This window comes from Nonlabens arenilitoris (assembly GCF_002954765.1).
In the GTDB taxonomy this organism is placed as follows: domain Bacteria; phylum Bacteroidota; class Bacteroidia; order Flavobacteriales; family Flavobacteriaceae; genus Nonlabens; species Nonlabens arenilitoris.
In genome coordinates this window covers 2,535,150-2,556,920 of the sequence record NZ_MTPW01000001.1, presented here as the reverse complement: position 1 = coordinate 2,556,920, position 21,771 = coordinate 2,535,150, and the positions used below count along the sequence as shown (strand labels likewise).

The window sequence follows — 21,771 nt, the reverse complement described above, 5'->3', positions numbered from 1 at the left end:
TTACAGCATGATTAAAAAATGCTGTTTTTTATTACTGTCGCTCCTATTCATCAATTGCGGTGATACTAGTATTACCATTGATGAAACAACAGTTTTCAGATATAATGAACATGCAAACATCACCACTCTAGATCCTGCATTTGCAAAAGATCAGCGCAATATATGGGCATGCAATTTAATTTATAATGGACTGGTAAAACTGGATAACAATCTCGAGGTAGTTCCAGATCTTGCTAGTGATTGGGTCATCAGTAAAGATGGACTGGTTTATACTTTTCAACTTAAGAAAGATATTTATTTTCAAGAAGTAAACGCTTTCGCGAAAGCGAGACCAGTAACCGCACTAGACTTTAAATATTCCCTAGAACGATTGACAGATCCAGCGGTAGCATCTCCTGGTGCATGGGTAATGTCTAACGTTGCTGCGATAAACGCGATTGATGAGCACCAATTAAGAATCACTTTAAAAAAGCCATTTCCAGCATTCTTAGGATTACTTACCATGAAATTTTGTAGTGTGGTATTACCAGAAGCTGTAGAAAAATATGGAAATGAATACCGTTCAAATCCTGTGGGCACTGGACCTTTCTATTTAAAACGATGGGAAGAAAATGTAAAAATGGTACTGCGCAAGAATAACAACTATCACGAAAAAGACAGTACTGGCAAAGCATTACCTTACCTAGAAGCGGTCGCCATCACTTTTAAAAATGATAAACAAAGTGAATTCCTAGAATATGCTCAAGGAAATTTAGATTTTATAAATGCTATTGATCCTAGTTATAAAGATGAATTGCTGACTACTACTGGAGAATTAAAATCAAAATACTTATCTACCACTAAATTAGTAAAAGCTCCATTTTTAAATACAGAATATCTAGGTTTATACCTAGACAGCGACACTCCAGAACTACAAAACAAACTGATTAGACAGGCGATTAATAAAGGATTTGACAGAAAGAAGATGATCAAATACCTGCGCAACAATATAGGTATTCCTGCAACTAGCGGACTCATTCCTGCCGGACTACCAGCTGGTGGCGTGGTAAAAGGTTATGAATATGATATCCATGAAGCACAACGATTAGTACAACAATATATTACTGAAACTGGTGACACTAATCCCGAAATTACGATTACCACTGGTGCTAATTATCTAGACCTGTGCGAATTCATTCAGAAAGAACTTGAAAAAATAGGTGTGAAAACAATTGTAGAAGTCATGCCACCATCTACATTACGCCAAGCCCGTAGTGCTGGAAAACTAGATATCTTCCGCTCGAGCTGGATTGCCGATTATCCCGATGCCGAGAATTATTTATCGCTAGGGTATTCTAAAAACTTCTCTCCTAACGGACCTAACTACACGCACTTTAAAAATGATACATACGACCTGTTTTACGAGCAAGCACTCACCTTGCCTAACGCTACAGATCGTAAAGAACTCTATATAAAAATGGATTCTATCATTATAAGTGAAGCTCCTATCGTTCCTCTTTATTATGATGAAAGTGTACGTTTTATCAGTAAAAAAGTCAGCGGTTTAGAAACTAATGCAGTGAATATGTTGGATTTGACAAGAGTTGGGAAAACAAATTAAACCTACTCACCACAACCTATAGGACTACCATCCGGTAAACTAGGTAATGTGATGACTTTAAACTTAGTTGGATCTTTAAAATACTGCTCGATTTGAGAACGTAATTCTAGAGCCATGGCATTTTTAAGTCTTTTAAGTTTCTTGTCGATGGTTAACAATTGACTTCTGATCAAACCTTTAGCCGCTACATTTGTTCGTGAGTTAGCATGAGCATTTATCAATTGCATGACGAGTCGTTCTTGAACGCGCTGCTCAATGGCATTTTGATAGTTAGAATTGGTTTCATTTTCAAAAACTACTTCGGTTATGTTTTCTAATAATTCTTTTAGTCCTAGATTATCTGGCTCTATAGCTTTAATTTGAACCAATCGATTCACACGCTGTGGATGCATTAAGAAACTCAATGTCATGTCTGCACTACTGGCAGCAGCATGCAATGGATCAAATGCCACGCCTACTTCACTCTTAAAACTTTCTCTACCGCGAGAGTAACCATAAGCTCGTGGTGGGAACAACTCTAGTAAATCAGTCGGTATCATTAATTGTTCTACCTCAAGAGTTTTTAAAAGAGCTTTTAAAGCACTCATTTGTTCTTGTTTTGAAAGATATCTCATTTCTACAGGATCACCTTTTGTAGCATAGTTGTATTCCATTCCGCCTATCCATTTTGCGGTTGCTTCTACCTGATAACGATGGCCATAATAAACAGGTACAAAAACATCTTCCAGCACACTTAGCGGCTCATCTGTCCTGATGTTATCAATACTAAATTGATTCATCGCTACTTGACGTATTTCTAGCATACGCTCTAGTTCTGCTCCAGGTTGACTTCCATTATCCCATAAATGAGCTTGAGCATGTGCGCCACCAGCAGCTCTAGAATCACTGTCTGATATAAATCTTAAATTTTGAGCAGTAGCTTTATCAATAATACCTTTTAAATATTGCACTTCAGATTGAGTCTTATCTGGGTTTCCATAAGAATATTGAACCGTTAAATCATCCCATGCGCCCATTCCTTCATCATAAGCATCTTCAAGACTTATTTCTCCATCAACTAAATCTAATCTAGGATGTGGATAATCCATCACACTAGCTCTATCATTAGTACTGGCAGCAAAATTATGGGCAAAGCCTAGCGTGTGTCCTACCTCATGAGCTCCTAATTGCCTGATACGTGCTAGTGCTAGTTCCATCATCTCATTGTGGTTCTCATCGCTATCTTTAAAAGGTTCTTTAAGTAAACCTTGAGCGATCATAAAATCTTGTCTTATACGCAAACTTCCTAGACTTACATGACCTTTGATGATTTCGCCTGTTCGTGGATCCGTAATGCTCGCGCCATAACTCCAGCCTCGTGTGCTGCGGTGTACCCATTGAATGACATTATATCTTAAATCCATAGGATCTGCGCCATCGGGTAACATTTTTACTTGAAATGCATTTTTATATCCTGCAGTTTCAAAAGCGGTATTCCACCAGCCAGCTCCATCTAATAAGGCACTACGCACAGGCTCTGGTGTACCAGGATCTAGATAATAAATAATAGGCTCTACTGGTTCACTTAAAGCAGCGTCAGGATTTTTTTTCTCTAATCGATGTCTGGTTATAAAACGTTTTTGAATAGGTTCATAAACTGGTGTGCTATAATCCATATAACTCACATAAAAAGAACCACTACGTGGATGGAAAACGCGAGGCTGATATCCAGCATCTGGTAATTTTACAAAACTGTGATGTTGTATAACCGTAATGGCTTTGGCATCTGGTGCGACGCTTCTTAGGTTGCGACCAGTCGGTGTTCCTGTAAAAGTGAGCATGGCTTCAAACTCACTATTTTCAGGGAAAGATTTTGTGTTTTCCATCCACAAAGCGCTGCGAGATTTATCTACTTTGTAAGTACCTTCTTTGTTTCGTTTGAGTGTTGCCGCTACACCAAAAGTATCCTGCATTAAAAACGACGTTATATCAATCGTGTAAACACCATCTTTCTGTGATTTTATTTCAAAACCGTATAAAACCGACTGTGCAAATGCTTGATTGATAGAAGCGCGTTCCTTTTCATTATCACTACTCGCACGGTATTTAAGGTTGGGCTGCATGAGTAGTAATTTATGACCACTTTTCACCCATTTGACCACAACTCCATCACCCAACTTACCTCTATCGAGACCTATGTCATTAGATCCTAAACCAGTACTTAATGAATAAACATATAGAAATTCCTTATCTAAATCTTTGACTTCTAGAAGTATGTTACCTTTATCTTCAGAGTAAGTAAAGTTATAGTAGCCTTTAAATTCTTGTTTGGATGATTGTGATTGCGCTTTCGCGAAAGCGGAATAAAACAAAACTAAAGTACTTATAAATAGAATTCTTTTCATGTTCTTGAATTAAAGCCGTAAGTTAAGAAAAGAGATTTGAGTATTTTGCTAGTTAAAAGCAACTATTTTTGAATAGTAGCATCTTAATATAAAAGACCATGAAACAAATACTTTTCACCGTAATAGGAATAATTCTCTTGATCAGTTGCGACTCTAGCGATGACGCAGGTAATATTCTCACTAACGACATAGTAGGCACCTGGCAATTAACGGCAAGTCTGTCTGATCCAGGTGATGGTAGTGGTACTTTTCGATCTGTTAGTAGTAATAAAACCATTACATTTAATTCAGACGGCACTTTTACATCTAATGGAAATGTGTGCGATATATCCATAACCACTAGTACTGCTACTAATGGAACTTATAACACCATGGATAACACCATCAACGCAAACTGTGGCTCCATAAACTTACCTATCTCATACAGTATAGATAATCTTACCATGGATATAAGCTATATATGTATTGAGGCGTGTGAATCTAGATATAGAAAAATTAACTAGTCTTTTCTATAAGCGGCAGTTTTCTCAAATACTGCATCTAATATATCGATATCTATTTGTTGTAATGAAAGACCTCGCCTTTTCATCACCACATCTGCAACTTCATAGGCTTTATTAGTCTTATAGGTCATGTTACCTTGAGGTCCACCCCAATTGAAAGATGGAATAAAATTGCGAGGATATCCTGCACCATAGATGTTAGCGCTCACGCCTACTACTGTACCAGTATTGAACATGGTATTGATTCCACATTTTGAATGATCGCCTAGCATTAGTCCACAAAATTGCAAACCAGTTTTGGCAAAACGTCCGGTTTCATAGTCCCATAGTTTTACCTCGGCATAGTTGTTTTTAAGGTTACTCGTATTAGAGTCTGCACCTATATTGCACCATTCGCCTAGGACGCTGTTGCCTAAGAAACCTTCGTGCCCTTTATTTGAATATCCAAAAATCACTGAGTTACTCAACTCACCACCTACTTTAGAATGAGGTCCAACGGTTGTAGGTCCATAAATTTTTGTTCCCAGTTTAGTTGCACTGTGTTCTAGTAAGGCAAATCCACCGCGTATAATACTGCCTTCCATCACCTCAGCATTTTTACCTATATAAATAGGACCGCTACTCGCATTAAGAATCGCAAAATTGAGTACAGCTCCTTCTTCTATAAAAATACGTTCTGGATTGATGGTCTGCACATTATCTGGAATAGGTTGACTAACTCTTCCTGTTGTAATCAGCTCAAAGTCTGCTTCTAGTGCTTTTCCATTTTTTGAGAAAATATCCCAGGTATGATCAATCCCATCACAATCACCTTCAAAAAGTACTTGCGTTAACTCGATAGTTGGTGTATGTACCGCTGTAGCACGATAAGCTACAATGGTATCGTTATACATTAGTTTTTGTCCTAATTTCAGTGCGTTTATTGCTTCACATAATTCATCTGTCGCAAAGATATTTCCCGCAATAACGACGTTATCATTAGTATCAGTCAGTGGATATTTAGTCTGTAGATAATCTTCTGTCAGATTACTAACATTAGCATTTAGCCTTTGTTCCCATTTCTCTTTTAAGGTTAAAATTCCGCAGCGTATTTCACTTGTAGGTCTAGTATACGTAAAAGGTAAAAGAGCTTTATGTTTATTAAAGTCGGCTAGAATGTAGTTCATGGGACGAAAAGTTTTGCGAGTGCAAAGGTAGAGATTTTGGTTTGTTTAGGTACTGGGTTTTTAGGTTGTAGGGTTACTAAGTATTTTAAGTTTTGATTTAAATTTAGTTTTAAGTTTAAAAAGTATCTTAGCACCATGCTCGGAACTAGAAAACGTCATGTAGTAATAGCGATAGGCCTTCTGGCTCTACAAATACTGACGTATTATAATCTTAGAAATTTCCCATCATTTATCGAAAAATATTACAGTAATGGGATATATCCATATATCTCTAAAGCCATGCGCATCGGATTAGGTTGGATTCCAATATCCTTTGGTGACCTGATGTACATGGCAGGAATTGTAATGATATTAAGATGGTTATGGATCAGTAAGATGGATTTAATTACGCTTTCGCGAAAGCGTTATACGCAACTCCTATTTTCATTAAACATCATCTTACTCACTTTTCAAGTTTTATGGGGATTTAATTATTATAGACAGCCGCTGAATGTGACGCTAAATATTGAACGAGAATATACCGTTGATCAACTAAAGAAGACAGTAGAAGACTATACGATTATTTCAAATCGATTACATGAATCTTTGCAACCTGTCGATAGTTTGCCGGTAGCCTTTAATCGATCACAAAAAGAACTATTTAAAATCGCACCCAGCGGATTTGAGAATTTACCGCAACCTCAATTAAAACAAAGTCTGAGACCGAATAGTATCAAGGAGTCATTACTCACGATGCCTTTAACTCAAATGGGATACAGTGGTTATTTGAATCCGATAACCGGCGAAGCTCATACTAATGCATGGATCAATTGCTATAAAACACCTGTGTTGATATTGCATGAGATGTCGCACCAGCTGGGATTTGCAAAAGAAAATGAGGCTAACTATGTTGCCATTCAAGCTGGACTGAATCACGAAGATGTACATTTCCAATACAGCGCAAGCATTTTTGGGTTGAAGTATTTATTGAACGATTTATACACTAAAGATCCTGAGGCTTTTGAGGAAATAAAAGCTGATCTAAGGCCAGGTATTTTAAAAAACTATCAAGAACTGAGAGACTTCTGGGCTCCATATGATGATAATGTTATTGAGCAAGTATCACAAGCTACTTACAATCAGTATTTAAAAGCAAACAATCAACCAGATGGGATGAAGACTTATAGTTATGTAGTCGCATTATTAGTTAATAGCTGATAAGTTGTTTATTTCCTTAACACTTTTTAAGAATTGTGGATTTATGGAATACCTATCTTTAAAAGCTAAATTCAAAAACTTTATTAATGAAACGAGTTCTACTACTCATTTTCCTAGCATGTGGTATAGCCAGTGCGCAGGACTACTTCCCTAATAACGACGACATATCTGCACGTGGTGAGGTTATAGTTGCCATTACCAATGCGACTATTGTTACTCAACCAGGCACCGTTATTACTAATGGAACAATTATCCTTAAGGATGGTAAAATCTCTAATATAGGAAGCGGTATAACCGTTCCTACCGGAGCAGTTATTCAGGATGCAAATGGAAGTTACATCTACCCATCTTTTATCGAGCCTTATGCAGATTTTGGAATGGAAAAGGCTAAACGTGCTTCGGGCAGCGGTCAGCAATATGATGAAAGCCGTCAAGGTTTTTACTGGAACGACCACATCCGCGCAGAGCAGGATGCACTAGACTTCTATAAATATGATGAGAAAGAAGCTAAAAATATGATTGATGCTGGTTATGGTGCGGTTCAAACACACATGAATGACGGTATTGCTCGAGGAACTGGTATGCTGGTGGCACTAAACAATAATGGAGATGATGGGATGCGCATTCTTAAAAAAGAAAGCGGTAACTTCTTTTCTTTGAAACGTAGTGTTCAAACTAGACAATCTTATCCTACTTCATTAATGGGTACACTGGCATTATTGCGCCAGACTCATTTTGATGCAGACTGGTATTCAAAAGGAAATAGTACTACACGCGATCTATCTCTTGAAGCCCTAGTCGCTAATAAAAACTTAGTTCAAATTATTGAAGCTGGCGATAAAAAAAATGTATTGAGAGTAGATAAAATGGGTGATCGTGTCGGTAAACAATTTGTTATTGTAGGTGGTGAAGACGCTTATGAAATGATAGACGATATAAAAGCAACTAATGCGTCATTAATTCTACCTATAAATTTCCCAGATGCCTATGATGTGACTAACCCATATCAAGAATGGTATGTGAATCTAGCAGATATGCGTGAATGGAAACAAGCACCTGCAAATCCATTTTTACTTTCTAAAGCCGGAATTAATTATGCCATCACTAGTCAAGGCTTAAAATCACCAGATAAATTGATGGAGAAATTAAAGATGGCGATGGAATATGGACTTACTGAAGACCAAGCTCTTGCAGCATTAACGACTAAGCCTGCACAGATTTTGGGCGTAAGCGATATGGTAGGAACTCTTGAAAAAGGTAAAGTCGCTAACTTTATTATGACTTCTGGGCCATTATTTGAGGAAGATAGTAAAATCTATGAAAATTGGGTTCAAGGCTCTAAGCATGTCATTAAAGATCGTCACCTTAAGGATATCGATGGATCTTACACGGCTCTTATCGCAGGAGATACCTATAAAATGGATATTTCTGGAGATGCTAAAAAAGTAAGTATCAAAATAGACAGTACTAAATTAGGTGGAAAAATCGCTTATGATGGTAATTGGATTACTATTACGGCTTCTCAAAAAAATGCAGATGATAAGACCTTTACTAGAATGATTAGTAAAGTTTCTAAAGAAGATCGTTTGACAGGTACTGCATACCTAGCAAATGGTAATGAAGTTTCTTTTACCGCAACTAAAAATGTTGAGAAAGAAAAGGATGAAAAAGAGAAGGATGAAAAGAAAAAGGAAACTAAAACTTTAGGTCCACTCACCTTTCCAAATGTAAGCTATGGAAGCGCTACAAAACCTCAAGAAGAGACTATACTGTATCGCAACGCGACCGTATGGACTAATGAGAAAGATGGAATTTTAGAAAACACAGATGTACTGGTTAAAAATGGTAAAATATATAAGATAGGTAAAAACCTTAGTGCTGGTAACGCTAGAGTAATCGATGCTACAGGAAAACACTTAACTAGCGGTATTATAGATGAACATAGTCACATCGCTATAGATAATGGTGTCAATGAAGCAGGACACAATTCTACTGCCGAGGTTACTATTGAAGACGTCGTAGATCACGAAGATGTAAATATTTACAGAGACCTTGCTGGTGGAGTGACAACCTCACAACTCTTACATGGATCAGCAAACCCTATAGGTGGACGTAGTGCAATTATCAAATTGAAATGGGGCTATTCTCCAGAAGAAATGATTTATTCTGACAGTCCTAAGTTTATAAAATTTGCATTAGGTGAAAATGTAAAACAATCTCGTTACCAAAACGGCGTGCGTTTCCCACAGACTCGTATGGGTGTAGAACAAGTATTTGAAGATTACTTTACGCGTGCAAGAGAATATGCAGACTCTAAAGGCAAAAAGAATTTCCGCTATGATGAAGAAATGGAAGTTATTCTAGAAATTCTAGAAAGCGAGCGATTTGTTTCTTGTCACTCTTATGTACAGACCGAAATCAATATGTTAATGAAAGTGGCTGAGAAGCACGGTTTCCGTATCAACACCTTTACGCATATTCTCGAAGGTTATAAAATGGCCGATAAGATGAGAGAACATGGTGTAGGTGGATCTACATTCTCTGATTGGTGGGCTTATAAATATGAAGTTAACGACGCGATACCTTATAACGCAGCCATTATGCATTCTCAAGGTGTTGTAACCGCAATCAACTCTGATGATGCTGAAATGTCTAGACGTTTAAATCAAGAAGCTGCAAAAGCTGTTAAGTATGGTAACGTGAGCGAAGAAGATGCTTGGAAATTTGTAACCTTAAATCCTGCAAAACTTTTACATATCGATGATCGTACAGGAAGTATTAAAACTGGAAAAGATGCAGATCTAGTTCTTTGGTCAGATAATCCTTTATCAGTAACCGCAACTGCCGAGGTCACTATGATCGATGGGATTGTGTTTTTTGATAAGGAACGTGATTTACGCTTTCGCGAAAGCATAAAAGAAGAACGCCAGCAGCTCATCAATGAAATGATCGCTGCAAAGAATAAAGGACTTAAAACACAAGAGCCTAAACAATCTACTAAAACTCTTTATGAGTGTAACACGCTAGAATGGTAATCATGAAAAGAATCATATATATATTATGCGCTGTCGTAGGATTTACCGCAGCAGCACAACAAACTCCAGCACCTGCAGCAAATAAATCATATACTATTATGAATGCTACAGCACACATAGGTAATGGAGAACTTATAGAAAATAGTGTCATTGTTATAGAAAACGGTAAAATTACCACAGTTGCTGATGCTACAACTGTAAAAATGCAACCAAAAGGAGAAGTCATTAACGCCACCGGTATGCATGTTTATCCAGGAATTATCGCCTGTAATACCACACTAGGTCTGGTAGAGATAGATGCGGTAAAGGCCAGTGATGATGATAGAGAAATAGGAACTTATAATCCGCATATACGTAGTTTAATTGCTTATAATGCAGAGAGTCGTGTGGTTGAAACCATGAGACCTAATGGTGTTCTTATTGCTCAAGTAGTACCACGTGGTGGTCGTATTTCTGGTCAAAGTAGTGTGATGCAAATGGATGCATGGAACTGGGAAGATGCTGCTGTGCGAGTAGATGATGGTGTCCATATTAACTGGCCTAGAACATTTAGTAGATCCGGAAGCTGGTATGAACCAGGACCAACCATACCTAGTAAAAATTACGATAAACAAGTAGATGAATTGACTCAGTTTATCGCGGCTGCTCGAGCTTATACAGGAACTGGAAAAAAAGATTTAAAGTATGCGTCTTTAAAACCAGTACTTGCAGGAAATGCAACGGCTTATATTCACGTAAATGGAGAAAAAGCCATACGTGATGTACTAGGTTTTATAAAAGATCAAGATTTAAAAAAGGTAGTTCTTGTAGGTGCTCAAGGTGCTGAAAATGTGACTAAAGAATTGGTAGCGATGAACATTCAAGTTCTTGCAGGTCGTGTACACGATTTACCAGCACGAGATGATGCTGACTATGACATGCCTTATAAGTTCCCAAAGTTATTAAGTGACGCTGGTGTATTAGTCGCACTAGAGAACTCAGGCGATATGGAACGTCACCAAGCCCGTAACTTCCCTTTCTATGCTGGTCATACCGTAGGTTTTGGAATGGATCCAGAAAAAGCCTTACAATTAGTGACTTTAAATGCCGCAACTGTTTTAGGAATAGATAAAGATTACGGATCGCTAGAACAAGGTAAAAGCGCTACCCTATTTATCTCAAAAGGTGATGCCCTAGATATGAGAGGTAATCAATTGACTCGTGCATTTATTGATGGACGTGATATCTCTTTAAATACCAGACAGAAGGATTTGAACGATCGCTATATGGAGAAGTATAGTAAGCAGTAATAAAGATTTTTAATAAATTAAAGCCAGTCCTTTGTGACTGGCTTTTTAATACCATAAAATGAAATACTCCATCAACAACGAAAAAACAGTTTACAACGGCTTTTTCAAAGTCCTAGAAGCTCAAGTGACTTATGATAAAATCAATGAAAGTGGCACTATAGAAGCAACTCGCATTTGTCTTGAACGTGGCGATAGTGTTGCTGTATTGATTTATGAAAAGGATACGGATAGTTTTCTATTCACAATACAATTCAGATATCCTAGTGCAAAACGCAATCATCCATGGATGCTAGAACTAGTCGCAGGATCCGTAGAAGAAGGAGAGAATCCTATGGATTGTGCACAACGAGAAATTGAAGAAGAAATAGGTTATGAAACTAATGAACTGGAATTAATTACCACATATTTCCCATCACCTGGTGGCTGTTCTGAACAAATCCATTTGTATTACACAGAAGTCAACAGCTCTCAAAAAAGATTGCAAGGTGGTGGCGCAATATCTGAAAAAGAAGATATCGAGCTTGTAAAAATCAAAAAAGCAGATCTTAAAAAGCACCTTAAAGAAGGTACCTTTAATAATTCAATATCATTAATTGGTATACAGTGGTATTTATTAAATAGAGTAGATATCAAATAACATTTACGGCAATTTTTGAGCGATGTAAAATATGATTGCTCCAGCCGCATAGCAAACTATATCCCAAAAATCACTGGTATATCTAGCATTACTTAAAGGTAAGTAATATTCAAAATAAAGAGAATACAGCATCACTAAACTTAGTAAACCTATAATCCCGACACGTAATTGCCGATTCTTTTTAACCATCCATATCGCATGAAGACCAATTGTAGCTACAATAGGAATAACTACTAAATCATTCAAATGATTATAAACAAATGGATATGTCACGTAATTTTCTGATTTCATCACCTGAACGATACAGTAAATCAACAAGCAAATGACAAAAATAAAATGGAGTGTTTTTAAAGGTAATCGCTGTATCATGTCGCAAGTAATGCAATAAGCCATGCTAGAAACATACCTACTGCCATAAATACCATCCAGATAGAATGCAGCACTTTATAAGAACCGCTAACTAACCAATAAGGGCTTTGCTCCCATTTTTCAATAAATGATCGTTTATCTTCAGATTTTTTAGCATTGATATCACTATTGATATCAGATAATTCTATCTTATTTGTGATAGGATTTGCATCAATATTTTCAGAATTATTTTGTATTAATTGTCTATCTTTCATGTAGCATCATATTAAGATATCAAAGATTTACTTATCCATCACTACAGTTTTAATATTACAAAACTCTCTAATACCAAAATGCGATAATTCTCTACCATAACCTGAGATTCCTGTTCCACCAAATGGTAAAGCTGGATGACTAGCTACTTTAGCATTTACAAAAACGGCACCATCATCAAATCTAGAAACAAGTTTCTGGGCATTTTCAAGATCTTGTGTAAATAGAGATACTCCTAGACCAAATTCAGAGTCATTTACCAATTCAACAGCCTCATCGTCATTTTTAAATGTAGTTACCGCCATTAAAGGACCAAATGTTTCTTCCTTAAAAACAGGCATATCTTTAGTCACACCAGTTAAAATAGTTGGTTCAAAAAATGCTTTATCACGCTTTCCTCCTAGTTCAAGCATCGCACCCATTTCTATAGACTTATTCATAAGATCTTCTAACTCTTCTGCCAGGTCTTCTCTAGACATCACACCTATATAGGTATCATCATCTTCTGGATTGCCTACTTTTAAATCTCTAACAGCAGTTTTGAATTTTTCCATAAACACATCTGCAATATCTTCATGTAATAAGAGTCTCTTTCCTGCAATACAACTTTGTCCCGTATTTTGATAGCGTGCAGCCACACAGGTCTCGACAGATTTATCAATATCAGCATCTTTAAACACCACTAATGCGTTATTGCCACCTAATTCTAGCACAGTTTTTTTAATCTCACTTCCTGCTGTTCCAGCTACAGCACTACCAGCAGGTTTTGAGCCTGTTAAGGTTACTGCTTTAATTATTGGGTTTTTGATAATATCTTCTACCTCTTTACTACCTATTACTAGGTTCGTAAAACAACCTAAAGGAAATCCGGCTTCTATAAATATCTTTTCCATCATTACAGCGCTACCCATAACACTACTAGCATGTTTAAGTACACCTACATTACCAGCCATTAAAGCGGGAACTATAAAACGCATCACCTGCCAGAATGGATAGTTCCAAGGCATAACAGCTAGAATAACACCTAAAGGTTCATAAGAGACATAAGATTTATAATGATCTGTATCAACTTGTTCATTTTTAAGATGACTCTCTGCATTTTGCGCATAATACTCACATAACCAGGCACATTTCTCTAGTTCACTGCGTGATTGTGCTATAGGTTTCCCCATTTCTCGAGTCATTTTAATAGCATATTCATCCGTATTCTTACGCAATAAACCTGCTACTTTTAAAATAAGATTAGATCTGTGGTCATAGCTTGTTAAACGCCATTGCTCAAATTGTTCTTGTGCAGCATTAAGCTTTTCCTTTATTACTTTTGAGTTATCTTCTTGATATTGTTCAAGCTCTTGACCGTTATATGGATTGATAGTTTGTATCACTTTTTTATTTTAAAGGTACTGATTATTAATCCTTCAACAGGCAAGATTTACACTAGTTTAACGACTATAAAATTAGTGTTGATAAGGTTGTTGAGAAACTACGCTTCCGCGAAAGCGTATGAACCACTAGCCTTAGTAACTTTAAAAAACCTTCTGCCATGAATAATCGAGATGAGTATCTAGTAGCGTTAAGACCCGAAATCCCTAATGCACGTGTAAGTGATGAAATGTCTATGGAAGAACAATTTCAAAATAGGACCTTAAGACCGATCGCAAAATTGCAACACGATTTATTAATCGCTGTCTTTCATAATTACATTAAAAAACATAAAAATGTATTTTTTGGTCTTACTTCAAATAAGCGTATTGATTATATAGAAAATGCGGTGAACAGAGATCAGAAGTTCCGTAATTCTTTAAAAGGAATCATCATAGGTCAATTTACTGTTAATGAATACCTTATGTACATTAAAAATTCTAGTGCACTCAACAAACGTATGATGAATCTAGTTAGAGAGCGATTGATAAATAGTATTCAACTTTTTGAACGTCCATCAGTGGAATTATAAAAGTTTAAGTATACATTTACCTAGGATTTTAAATAGGTGATCCCGTACTTAAAACTTTATATATAATGCTTAAAATCAACGCTGTAAATAAGTGTAAAGAAGTTATTCAAGTTAGTATTAATCGCTATAAAGAACGTGTTCAAGAATTAAGCGATTCACTAGCAGATAATGACGCCAGTAATGATGCCGAGGATGATGACGGATCAGGCGAGCTAATGGCCGATTTTGAGCGATACAACAATCTTAAAGATGAACACGAGAAGTTAAAGAGAGTTTTTGAAAATATCTCTTACGGTAGTGGTAAAACAGTCGTGACAGAAGGTGCTCTAGTCACTACTGACTCAAATATGTTTTTAATAAGTGTATCTTTAGGTGAACTGATTACTGATGAAGGAGAAAAGTTTTATGCTATTTCTTCTAAAGCACCAATCTATGAAGCTATGAGAGATTTAATTGCAGGTGATTCCTTTACTTTTAATGGATTGACACGTAAGATTTTGAAAATAAATTAAATTAAAGATTCACCATTTAAATTTGTAGTCAAAACATCAGTCATATAATCTAGAAAAGGTCTAGCGATTTGAAATGCCTTATTCACTTCATTAAAGAAATCTGGTTTTTGCACTTCTTGATCGGTAAAGCTTTTTAAAAAATAGAAGCTTTTAAATCTTATTAAATCCATGTCTGGATGAGTTTTATCAAAATTTCGTGGTGCGGTTTTTAACTGTTCTCCTTGAAAAGTTGCCCATGTATTGATGAACTGAGGCTTATCAATGATATCCCTCAATTCTTGAGCATCAATTTCTAACTCTTTACGTATTCGTAATAAATCTTCTTTTTCAGGTCCAAAAAAACCTACACCTATCAAATGATGATTTGGTTTTATACGCATATAATAGCTACCACGACGCTCTACACCAGCTCGCATCCAATTAGCACTTCTGTGTACTTTAAAAGGAGTTTTATCTTTTGAAAATCTAATGTCACGATAAATTCTATATGTTTTAGATTTTTCAATTATATCGTGCTCATTAAGCAAGTCTGTTATTTTATTCACACTGGTTTTAAAAGCACTATCTAATTCAAGGAATTGTGATTTATGATTCTCAAACCATGGCCTATTATTGTTTCTTTCTAATTCAGTAAGAAAAGTAAGTAGTTCATTATGTATCATAAATTGAAGATATAAAAAAACCGCTTCAAATAATCTGAAGCGGTTTTTAATATTAGTTAGAAATAAGTTATTATCTAACAATTAATTTTCTAGTGCTTGCAGTGATACCATTCCCTACACGTACTAAGTATATTCCAGAATTCAGATTTGCTGTTGAAATACGTTGTTCAAACAGTCCATTATTATCAAATGATCGAGACATTACTTCTTGTCCTAAAACATCATATACATTCACATTAATCTTATCACCAGATAACTGATTATTAAATGCTATTGTAAAGTGATCAGTAGCAGGATTCGGGAACAAACTAAAACTATCTAGCTGGTCTTCTTTGTTAGAGAATGTTGCTGGGTCTGCACCTGTGATAATTAAAGAAAAAGCTTGAGGAGCAAAAATTAAATTACCTTTATGGGTAACCGTTATAGTATATGATCCGGATGCATTATCTATTTCTACCTTTTCATAGTTATCAACATCATTAGGCGCTATATTGGTAGCAGCAGCAGATGGGGAAGCAGGATTTAAACTCCACGGATAATATGTATTACCAGAAGCATCAGTTACCACTAAATCTAAATCATTAGTAATCGCTTTACGCGTTGGATCAACATCTTGATCACTAGAACTAAATGGTTGAAGACCTCTAAAATCAGTCCATGAGATTGATATGACTAATTTATTTCCTCCTGAAACTGAGAATGTTGATTTTGTATATGTTGCCGAATTTGCTAAAGATAGTTCTTCTATAGAAGTACTACTTCCATTATTTTGAATAGCTAACGCAGCTGCTTCTGTATCTAAAAGTCCCCAACCAAATTGATAATCAGGACCATCAAAAGCACCTGCTTCCTTAACAGTATGAAGTGCTAAACCTTTTACGGTAGCTGACTTCATATATTGTGAATTCAATGAATTATAATATTGTTGCAATAAAATTAATCCTCCAGAAACAGCAGGAGCTGACATACTAGTACCACTTATAGTAGCATATCCAGAATTTCCTAAATTATAGTAAGATGAATACATGTTAACACCTTTAGTTGTGATGTCTGGTTTTACACGACCATCATCTGCAGGTCCCCAAGAGCTAAAAGTAGACATAGGAACTGAAGAAGGACCTGAATAATTAGGATTACCGACAGCTGCTCCAACAATCATCGCATTTTTAGATAATTTATCTCCAGTTAGAAGATCATAACCACCATCTGCAATATTAACACCAGTATTTCTAGAGTTTCCGGCAGACATCACAGGTAAATAATAAGGAGCATTAAAAGTGATATTATCTACCGCACCTGCAGCAGTTTCATAACGACCTAATTGAGCTACAGCAACATTATTAGATGGTATTCCATAACTATGATTAGAAATTAGCATACCATTACTAGCTTCAGAGGTCATCTCTGAATTATCATTAGCAAAATTATAATACTTGGCAGTTGCTTGTGGAGCAATACCAATGGCATTATTATCTGGACCATTAGCAATAATAGTTCCGGTAACATGAGTTGCATGATCATCATCGTCAGGATCACCTGAAGATACAGGTGGTTCTCCAGCCGTAACTCTGCCTATCAAAGCCTCATGTGTTTGTAACACTCTTGCACCATCCCAAACACCAACTTCCATGTTCTGACCTTCTATATTAATTCCCAAAGATCCACCATTCCAAAGCTCATTTGCACCTTGCATGATACCAGCAATTCTATTAAAGGTTGTCATATATACAGGCTCACCATTTACAACGTCATATAAATGACCTGAAGAACCATCTTCAAGTTGCTTGCGAAGCTCCCATCCGTTCTCTTTTGCAAGACGAGTGGCGCGTTCCATTCTTATTTGATATTCCTGTTGGAACTCTTGTCTTAGCTCTTCTAATTTTACTTGATCATAATCTTTAGTAATTTGTGCACGCTCTTCAGCCGTTTGCCCAAAAGAAAGACCTGAACTAAGCAAAGCTAATCCAAGGATAAGTGTAGTCTTTTTCATGTTTTTATTTATAAGTAGGGTTCTTTTGTTAATAAGTATCTTTCAGCTTTATCGATATTAAAATATCTTTGCAGGAATTACTGTATTAGAGTCGAAAAATACGTAAAAAAATTACAATTGGTTTGCATTTAACTAATTCTAATGACACAAATAAGCTATAATAGTATCACAAAAGCATAACACAATATGAAATTTATTGTCTCAAGTTCTTATTTACAGAAACACCTTCAAATGTTAGGTGGCGTTATAAATAGTAATAATACCTTACCTATTCTAGACAACTTTTTATTAGAGTTAAATGGTAAAGAGCTTAAAGTATCTGCATCTGACATGGAAACCACCATGCTTACCGCACTTGAAGTAGAGAGTGAAGATGATGGTAGCATCGCTATACCAGCAAAACTATTACTAGACACTTTAAAAACGTTTCCTGAACAGCCGCTTACGTTTAGTGCAGATAAAAATATCATGACGGTAAGCCATGATAAAGGTAGTTCTGAAATAGCTTGTGCAAATGGAGAAGAATTCCCTAAAGCAGTAAGTTTAACAGACCCTAGTAGCACTTCAATATTAGGAGACACTCTAGCAACCGCAATTAATAAAACTATTTTTGCTGCCGGAAATGATGACCTTAGACCAGTTATGTCAGGTGTATTCTTTCAATTTTCAACAGACTCTTTAACCTTTGTAGCTACAGATGCTCACAAACTAGTAAGATACCGTAGAGAAGATCTAGCCGCAAGTGAAACTGCTGAGTTCATTATGCCTAAAAAACCATTGAATCTCTTAAAATCAATGTTACAAGGTAGTGAGACTGAGGTTTTAATTGAATATAATGAGAGTAATGCACAATTTACTTTTGACTCTACCAGTATTATATGTAGATTAATTGACGGTAAATATCCAAATTACGAAGCTGTAATCCCAAAGGAAAATCCTAACAAATTAGTTATTGCTAGAAATCAATTCCTTAACTCAGTTAGACGTGTGAGTATATTCTCTAACAAAACGACACATCAAATAAGGCTTAAAATGGCTGGTGCTGAATTAAATATATCTGCAGAAGATCTAGATTACAGTAACAAAGCAGATGAAAGGCTAACCTGTGATTATCAAGGAGATGATATGCAAATAGGTTTTAACAGCCGTTTCTTAATTGAAATGTTGAATAATCTTAATTGTGATGACGTATCTCTTGAAATGTCTATGCCTAATAGAGCTGGTATTCTTACTCCAGTTGACGGATTAGATGAAGGCGAACATGTCACAATGCTAGTAATGCCAGTAATGCTTAATCAATAAGCTCCTAATTATATTAAAAAAGGCTCGCATAATGCGAGCCTTTTTTTTTACATAATACTCATATTAAGCATGCTGTTCTTCATGCTTACCTTCTTTTACTTCTTCAACTAGTTTATCATTAAAAGCTTCTAAATCATCTGGAGTCCTACTAGTTGTAAAACCTTCATCTACTACTACTTCTTGATCTACCCAGTTTCCTCCTGCATTTTCTACATCTTTTTGTAATGATGGATATGATGTCAGCTTACGTCCATTCAATACACCTGCATCAATAAGCGGTTGAATACCGTGGCAAATTGCACTTACTGGTTTTTGTTGCTTAAAAAACTCTCTAATGAATTCGATGGATTTTTCATCTTGTCTCAACTGATCTGGATTTAAAACACCACCAGGTAACATTAATGAATTATAATCAGTAGCAGACACTTCAGACACCGCATAATCCACCTTATAGGTGTCAGACCAGTTACCGTCGTTCCATGCTCTTATAGATTCACCTGATGGGCTTATAATATGCACAGTCGCTCCTGCATCCTCTAAAGCTTTCTTAGGGCTAGTTAATTCAATTTCTTCAAATCCGTTTGTGGCTAATATTGCTACTTTCTTTTTCATGGTATAAATTATTTATTGATTTGATACAAATGTGCAATAGTATAGATAGTATATATGATAAGAGCCTGCTAAGATTTACTTAGCAGGCTCTTAAAATTAGCAGTATTATCTAAATTTAACTTAAATAACGCTCTCTAATAACATTTTCGTGGTGTTTGTTATGACCAGCGATTAAAAATGGTATAACTCTTACACTCATAGGGCTTTCGCTCGCTACACCTCTTGATATTAACTGTTTTGCAGTAATCGATTTAAATAGATCGATAGTCGCATTTCTAGTGGCCTTAAAGGAATTTATTAAGTCCGCTTTCGCGAAAGCGTAATTACTATAGTCTTGAGCAAACACATCTTGATCAAATCCAGGTAAAGGCGTTTGATCACCTCTCATAAATCGCAGTGCTCGATAAGCAAAAACACGCTCAGTATCGATATTATGCATTAAGACCTCACCTATACTCCATTTACCAGTCGCATAAGTAGTATCAAATGGTTTATCAATTTTGTTGATAAAACGTATCGTATCCTCTAAACTAGATTGCAATATGGTATCGATCGATGCAGACTCAGGTACTAAATTTAAATAGTGATCATAATAACTGTTATACTCGCCTGATTGAAGTTCTTTACGAGTCATTATTTATAAATCTTGAAATACCTTATGTAATAAACGTTTCTTATCATTTATACTTTCTTCTAGAGAAATCATAGTTTCTGTGCGACTTACACCATCTATATCATCTAGCATAAAAATGATTTTCTTTGCATGAGTAGTATCTTGAGCTCTAATTTTGCAAAAAATATTGAATTTACCTGTAGTGATATGTGCTACAGTAACAAATGGAATCTCTTTAATACGACTTATCACGAATTGTGTTTGTGACGTTTTTTCTAAAAAAACGCCTATATAAGCTATAAAAGTATAACCTAACTGTTCATAATCAACAGTTAATGAAGATCCTTTGATGATGCCGCTTTCTTCCATTTTTTTCACGCGCACGTGAACTGTACCTGCAGATATGTTAAGTCGTTTTGCAATGTCAGTAAAAGGTGTTCTAGTGTTCTCAATTAACACATCAAGTATTTGCTTATCTATATCGTCAATCCTTGCCATTTCTATATTTTATCAATTATTTACAAAAAAACACAAAAAACTAAGATAAACCCGAAGAAAAGTTGAGTTTTATAATATTATTAATAGAAAATTTGAATATCTAAACTATTACTAACAATTTTTTGCCCTTGAGATATCTCAAAATCAACATTTGAGTCTACTAGACTCATATCTATAACACGATGGGCATTCATAACGCTATGATCATTAATACCAGTTAAAAAAGGGACAAAATAGAGCGTATCATTTTCTAAAATCTCACGATACATAATTGATAAATCTACCGTGCGACCGGCCGAAGGAACATTTTTAATAAGAATATCACAAAAATTAGTTTCAATAGAAGTAATCTGATGATATTCTTCTACAACATCCTTGGAATCAAAATCAGTATTTAATGCTATTACCTCAATTGCACATTGTAATGATTTTAAAATAGACCTTACGGTTTCTGAACGATAATAATCACCATCTGCCTGACCTGCTTCAAATAATATAGTAGGTATACCTAGCGACTGAAAAGTATCGCCCACACAGTTTGCATTAAATGCATCACCATAACGACCTATTACACCTAAAGAATCATTACCAATCGCATGAGTCATGTGATTAATTATATGCATGGCTCTTAAACGTGCTGGAGTTATATCGCGATCTTCATTTGCAGCTGGTGATAAAAAGGAACAATGAATTCCTTGTTGTCCGTCTGGAGTTCCATAAATAGTTCTTTGATCATGAAGGTTAAAACATAAGTCGGGTTGAAATGAATTGAATGCTGTTTTTAGCAGGACACTTTCTGGTTGTGAAAGATCTTGCGCATCCCTATTTAGATCCACAGAATTTGCGTTTTCACGCGTCCACTTCTTTAATCCATCAGGATTTAATATAGGAATAATATATAATTTAAATTCATTTACATATTTAGAGTCAAGAAACCATTCAATAAACATAAATAGAGATCGTGTAGTGGTAGACTCATTACCATGCATTTGTGACCACATTAAAATTTTAGTAGATCCATTTCCTAATTGTAACTTATAAATTGGATTTCCTAAAACAGAATAACCCAGCTCATCCATACTAGAGCTTGTGCCTTTATGACTGTTTAAAACAGACTTTAAAGCACTAATATAATCTTCATATATAAAGTAACGATTCTCAAGGATAGGAGCCATAATAGATAAGTTAAATAAGTA

The 21,771-nt window shown here is 35.8% G+C and carries 20 protein-coding genes; 9 read left to right on the top strand and 11 right to left on the bottom strand.

Annotation, left to right across the window (positions count from 1 at the left end; all coding sequences use genetic code 11):
- Positions 1–7: 7 nt before the first annotated feature.
- Complete coding sequence (locus BST92_RS11375; protein ID WP_105071563.1) at positions 8–1,600, top strand: ABC transporter substrate-binding protein; 1,593 nt, start codon at positions 8–10, stop codon at positions 1,598–1,600.
- A 2-nt stretch (positions 1,601–1,602) separates the two neighbouring features.
- Here the strand turns inward: BST92_RS11375 and BST92_RS11370 are convergent, their stop codons facing one another.
- On the bottom strand, positions 1,603–3,984 hold the full coding sequence (locus tag BST92_RS11370; RefSeq protein ID WP_105071562.1) for a zinc-dependent metalloprotease: 2,382 nt from the start codon (positions 3,982–3,984) through the stop codon (positions 1,603–1,605).
- Between the two features lie 98 nt (positions 3,985–4,082).
- On the opposite strand from BST92_RS11370, the gene BST92_RS11365 reads away from it, so the two are divergent.
- On the top strand, positions 4,083–4,487 hold the full coding sequence (locus BST92_RS11365; RefSeq protein WP_105071561.1) for a lipocalin family protein: 405 nt from the start codon (positions 4,083–4,085) through the stop codon (positions 4,485–4,487).
- On the opposite strand, the gene BST92_RS11360 is transcribed toward BST92_RS11365, so the two are convergent.
- A complete protein-coding gene (locus tag BST92_RS11360) occupies positions 4,484–5,653 on the bottom strand; it encodes a GlmU family protein (protein WP_105071560.1) in 1,170 nt (389 codons plus the stop codon). The two genes, BST92_RS11365 and BST92_RS11360, sit on opposite strands and share 4 nt — an antisense overlap.
- Before the next feature lie 135 nt (positions 5,654–5,788).
- Here BST92_RS11360 and BST92_RS11355 point away from each other — a divergent pair, with 135 nt between their 5' ends.
- From BST92_RS11355 to BST92_RS11340, 4 genes are all read left to right on the top strand, one after another.
- A complete protein-coding gene (locus BST92_RS11355) occupies positions 5,789–6,850 on the top strand; it encodes a DUF3810 domain-containing protein (RefSeq protein WP_211292486.1) in 1,062 nt (353 codons plus the stop codon).
- 86 nt (positions 6,851–6,936) lie between these two features.
- Positions 6,937–9,885 (top strand): amidohydrolase family protein, encoded by a 2,949-nt coding sequence (locus tag BST92_RS11350; RefSeq protein ID WP_105071559.1) that lies wholly within the window; start codon positions 6,937–6,939, stop codon positions 9,883–9,885.
- Positions 9,886–9,887: 2 nt separating this feature from the next.
- Positions 9,888–11,174: an amidohydrolase family protein gene (locus tag BST92_RS11345; RefSeq protein ID WP_211292485.1), complete on the top strand. Its 1,287-nt coding sequence runs from the start codon at positions 9,888–9,890 to the stop codon at positions 11,172–11,174.
- 58 nt (positions 11,175–11,232) lie between these two features.
- Positions 11,233–11,811, top strand: a complete 579-nt coding sequence (locus BST92_RS11340; protein WP_105071557.1) for an NUDIX domain-containing protein — start codon at positions 11,233–11,235, stop codon at positions 11,809–11,811.
- Between the two features lie 3 nt (positions 11,812–11,814).
- Here the strand turns inward: BST92_RS11340 and BST92_RS11335 are convergent, their stop codons facing one another.
- The 3 genes from BST92_RS11335 to BST92_RS11325 all read right to left on the bottom strand — a co-directional run bounded on the left by BST92_RS11335 (position 11,815) and on the right by BST92_RS11325 (position 13,817).
- On the bottom strand, positions 11,815–12,102 hold the full coding sequence (locus BST92_RS11335; protein WP_146105152.1) for a hypothetical protein: 288 nt from the start codon (positions 12,100–12,102) through the stop codon (positions 11,815–11,817).
- 74 nt (positions 12,103–12,176) lie between these two features.
- A complete protein-coding gene (locus BST92_RS11330) occupies positions 12,177–12,434 on the bottom strand; it encodes a hypothetical protein (protein WP_105071555.1) in 258 nt (85 codons plus the stop codon).
- Between the two features lie 27 nt (positions 12,435–12,461).
- A complete protein-coding gene (locus BST92_RS11325) occupies positions 12,462–13,817 on the bottom strand; it encodes an NAD-dependent succinate-semialdehyde dehydrogenase (RefSeq protein ID WP_105071554.1) in 1,356 nt (451 codons plus the stop codon).
- A gap of 158 nt (positions 13,818–13,975) precedes the next feature.
- Here BST92_RS11325 and BST92_RS11320 point away from each other — a divergent pair, with 158 nt between their 5' ends.
- Both BST92_RS11320 and BST92_RS11315 read left to right on the top strand, forming a co-directional pair.
- Positions 13,976–14,386 (top strand): glyoxalase, encoded by a 411-nt coding sequence (locus BST92_RS11320; protein WP_105071553.1) that lies wholly within the window; start codon positions 13,976–13,978, stop codon positions 14,384–14,386.
- A 65-nt stretch (positions 14,387–14,451) separates the two neighbouring features.
- Positions 14,452–14,898 carry a hypothetical protein gene (locus BST92_RS11315; RefSeq protein ID WP_105071552.1) on the top strand — a complete coding sequence of 149 codons (447 nt, stop codon included), beginning with the start codon at positions 14,452–14,454 and terminating at the stop codon, positions 14,896–14,898.
- Here the strand turns inward: BST92_RS11315 and BST92_RS11310 are convergent.
- Entirely contained in the window at positions 14,895–15,560 is a 666-nt protein-coding gene (locus BST92_RS11310) for a DUF2461 domain-containing protein (RefSeq protein ID WP_105071551.1), read from the bottom strand. The two genes, BST92_RS11315 and BST92_RS11310, sit on opposite strands and share 4 nt — an antisense overlap.
- Before the next feature lie 70 nt (positions 15,561–15,630).
- Positions 15,631–17,550 carry a S8 family serine peptidase gene (locus tag BST92_RS11305; protein WP_105071550.1) on the bottom strand — a complete coding sequence of 640 codons (1,920 nt, stop codon included), beginning with the start codon at positions 17,548–17,550 and terminating at the stop codon, positions 15,631–15,633.
- Between the two features lie 186 nt (positions 17,551–17,736).
- Between BST92_RS11305 and dnaN the strand changes: the two genes are divergently transcribed.
- A complete protein-coding gene (gene dnaN / locus BST92_RS11300) occupies positions 17,737–18,852 on the top strand; it encodes a DNA polymerase III subunit beta (protein ID WP_105071549.1) in 1,116 nt (371 codons plus the stop codon).
- 63 nt (positions 18,853–18,915) lie between these two features.
- Here the strand turns inward: dnaN and BST92_RS11295 are convergent, their stop codons facing one another.
- From BST92_RS11295 to BST92_RS11280, 4 genes are all read right to left on the bottom strand, one after another.
- On the bottom strand, positions 18,916–19,464 hold the full coding sequence (locus BST92_RS11295; RefSeq protein WP_105071548.1) for a type 1 glutamine amidotransferase domain-containing protein: 549 nt from the start codon (positions 19,462–19,464) through the stop codon (positions 18,916–18,918).
- Between the two features lie 115 nt (positions 19,465–19,579).
- On the bottom strand, positions 19,580–20,098 hold the full coding sequence (locus BST92_RS11290; RefSeq protein ID WP_105071547.1) for a DinB family protein: 519 nt from the start codon (positions 20,096–20,098) through the stop codon (positions 19,580–19,582).
- Positions 20,099–20,101: 3 nt separating this feature from the next.
- A complete protein-coding gene (locus tag BST92_RS11285; RefSeq protein ID WP_425437385.1) occupies positions 20,102–20,575 on the bottom strand; it encodes an Lrp/AsnC family transcriptional regulator in 474 nt (157 codons plus the stop codon).
- 80 nt (positions 20,576–20,655) lie between these two features.
- Positions 20,656–21,750 (bottom strand): M14 family zinc carboxypeptidase, encoded by a 1,095-nt coding sequence (locus BST92_RS11280; protein ID WP_105071545.1) that lies wholly within the window; start codon positions 21,748–21,750, stop codon positions 20,656–20,658.
- Positions 21,751–21,771 lie beyond the last annotated feature (21 nt).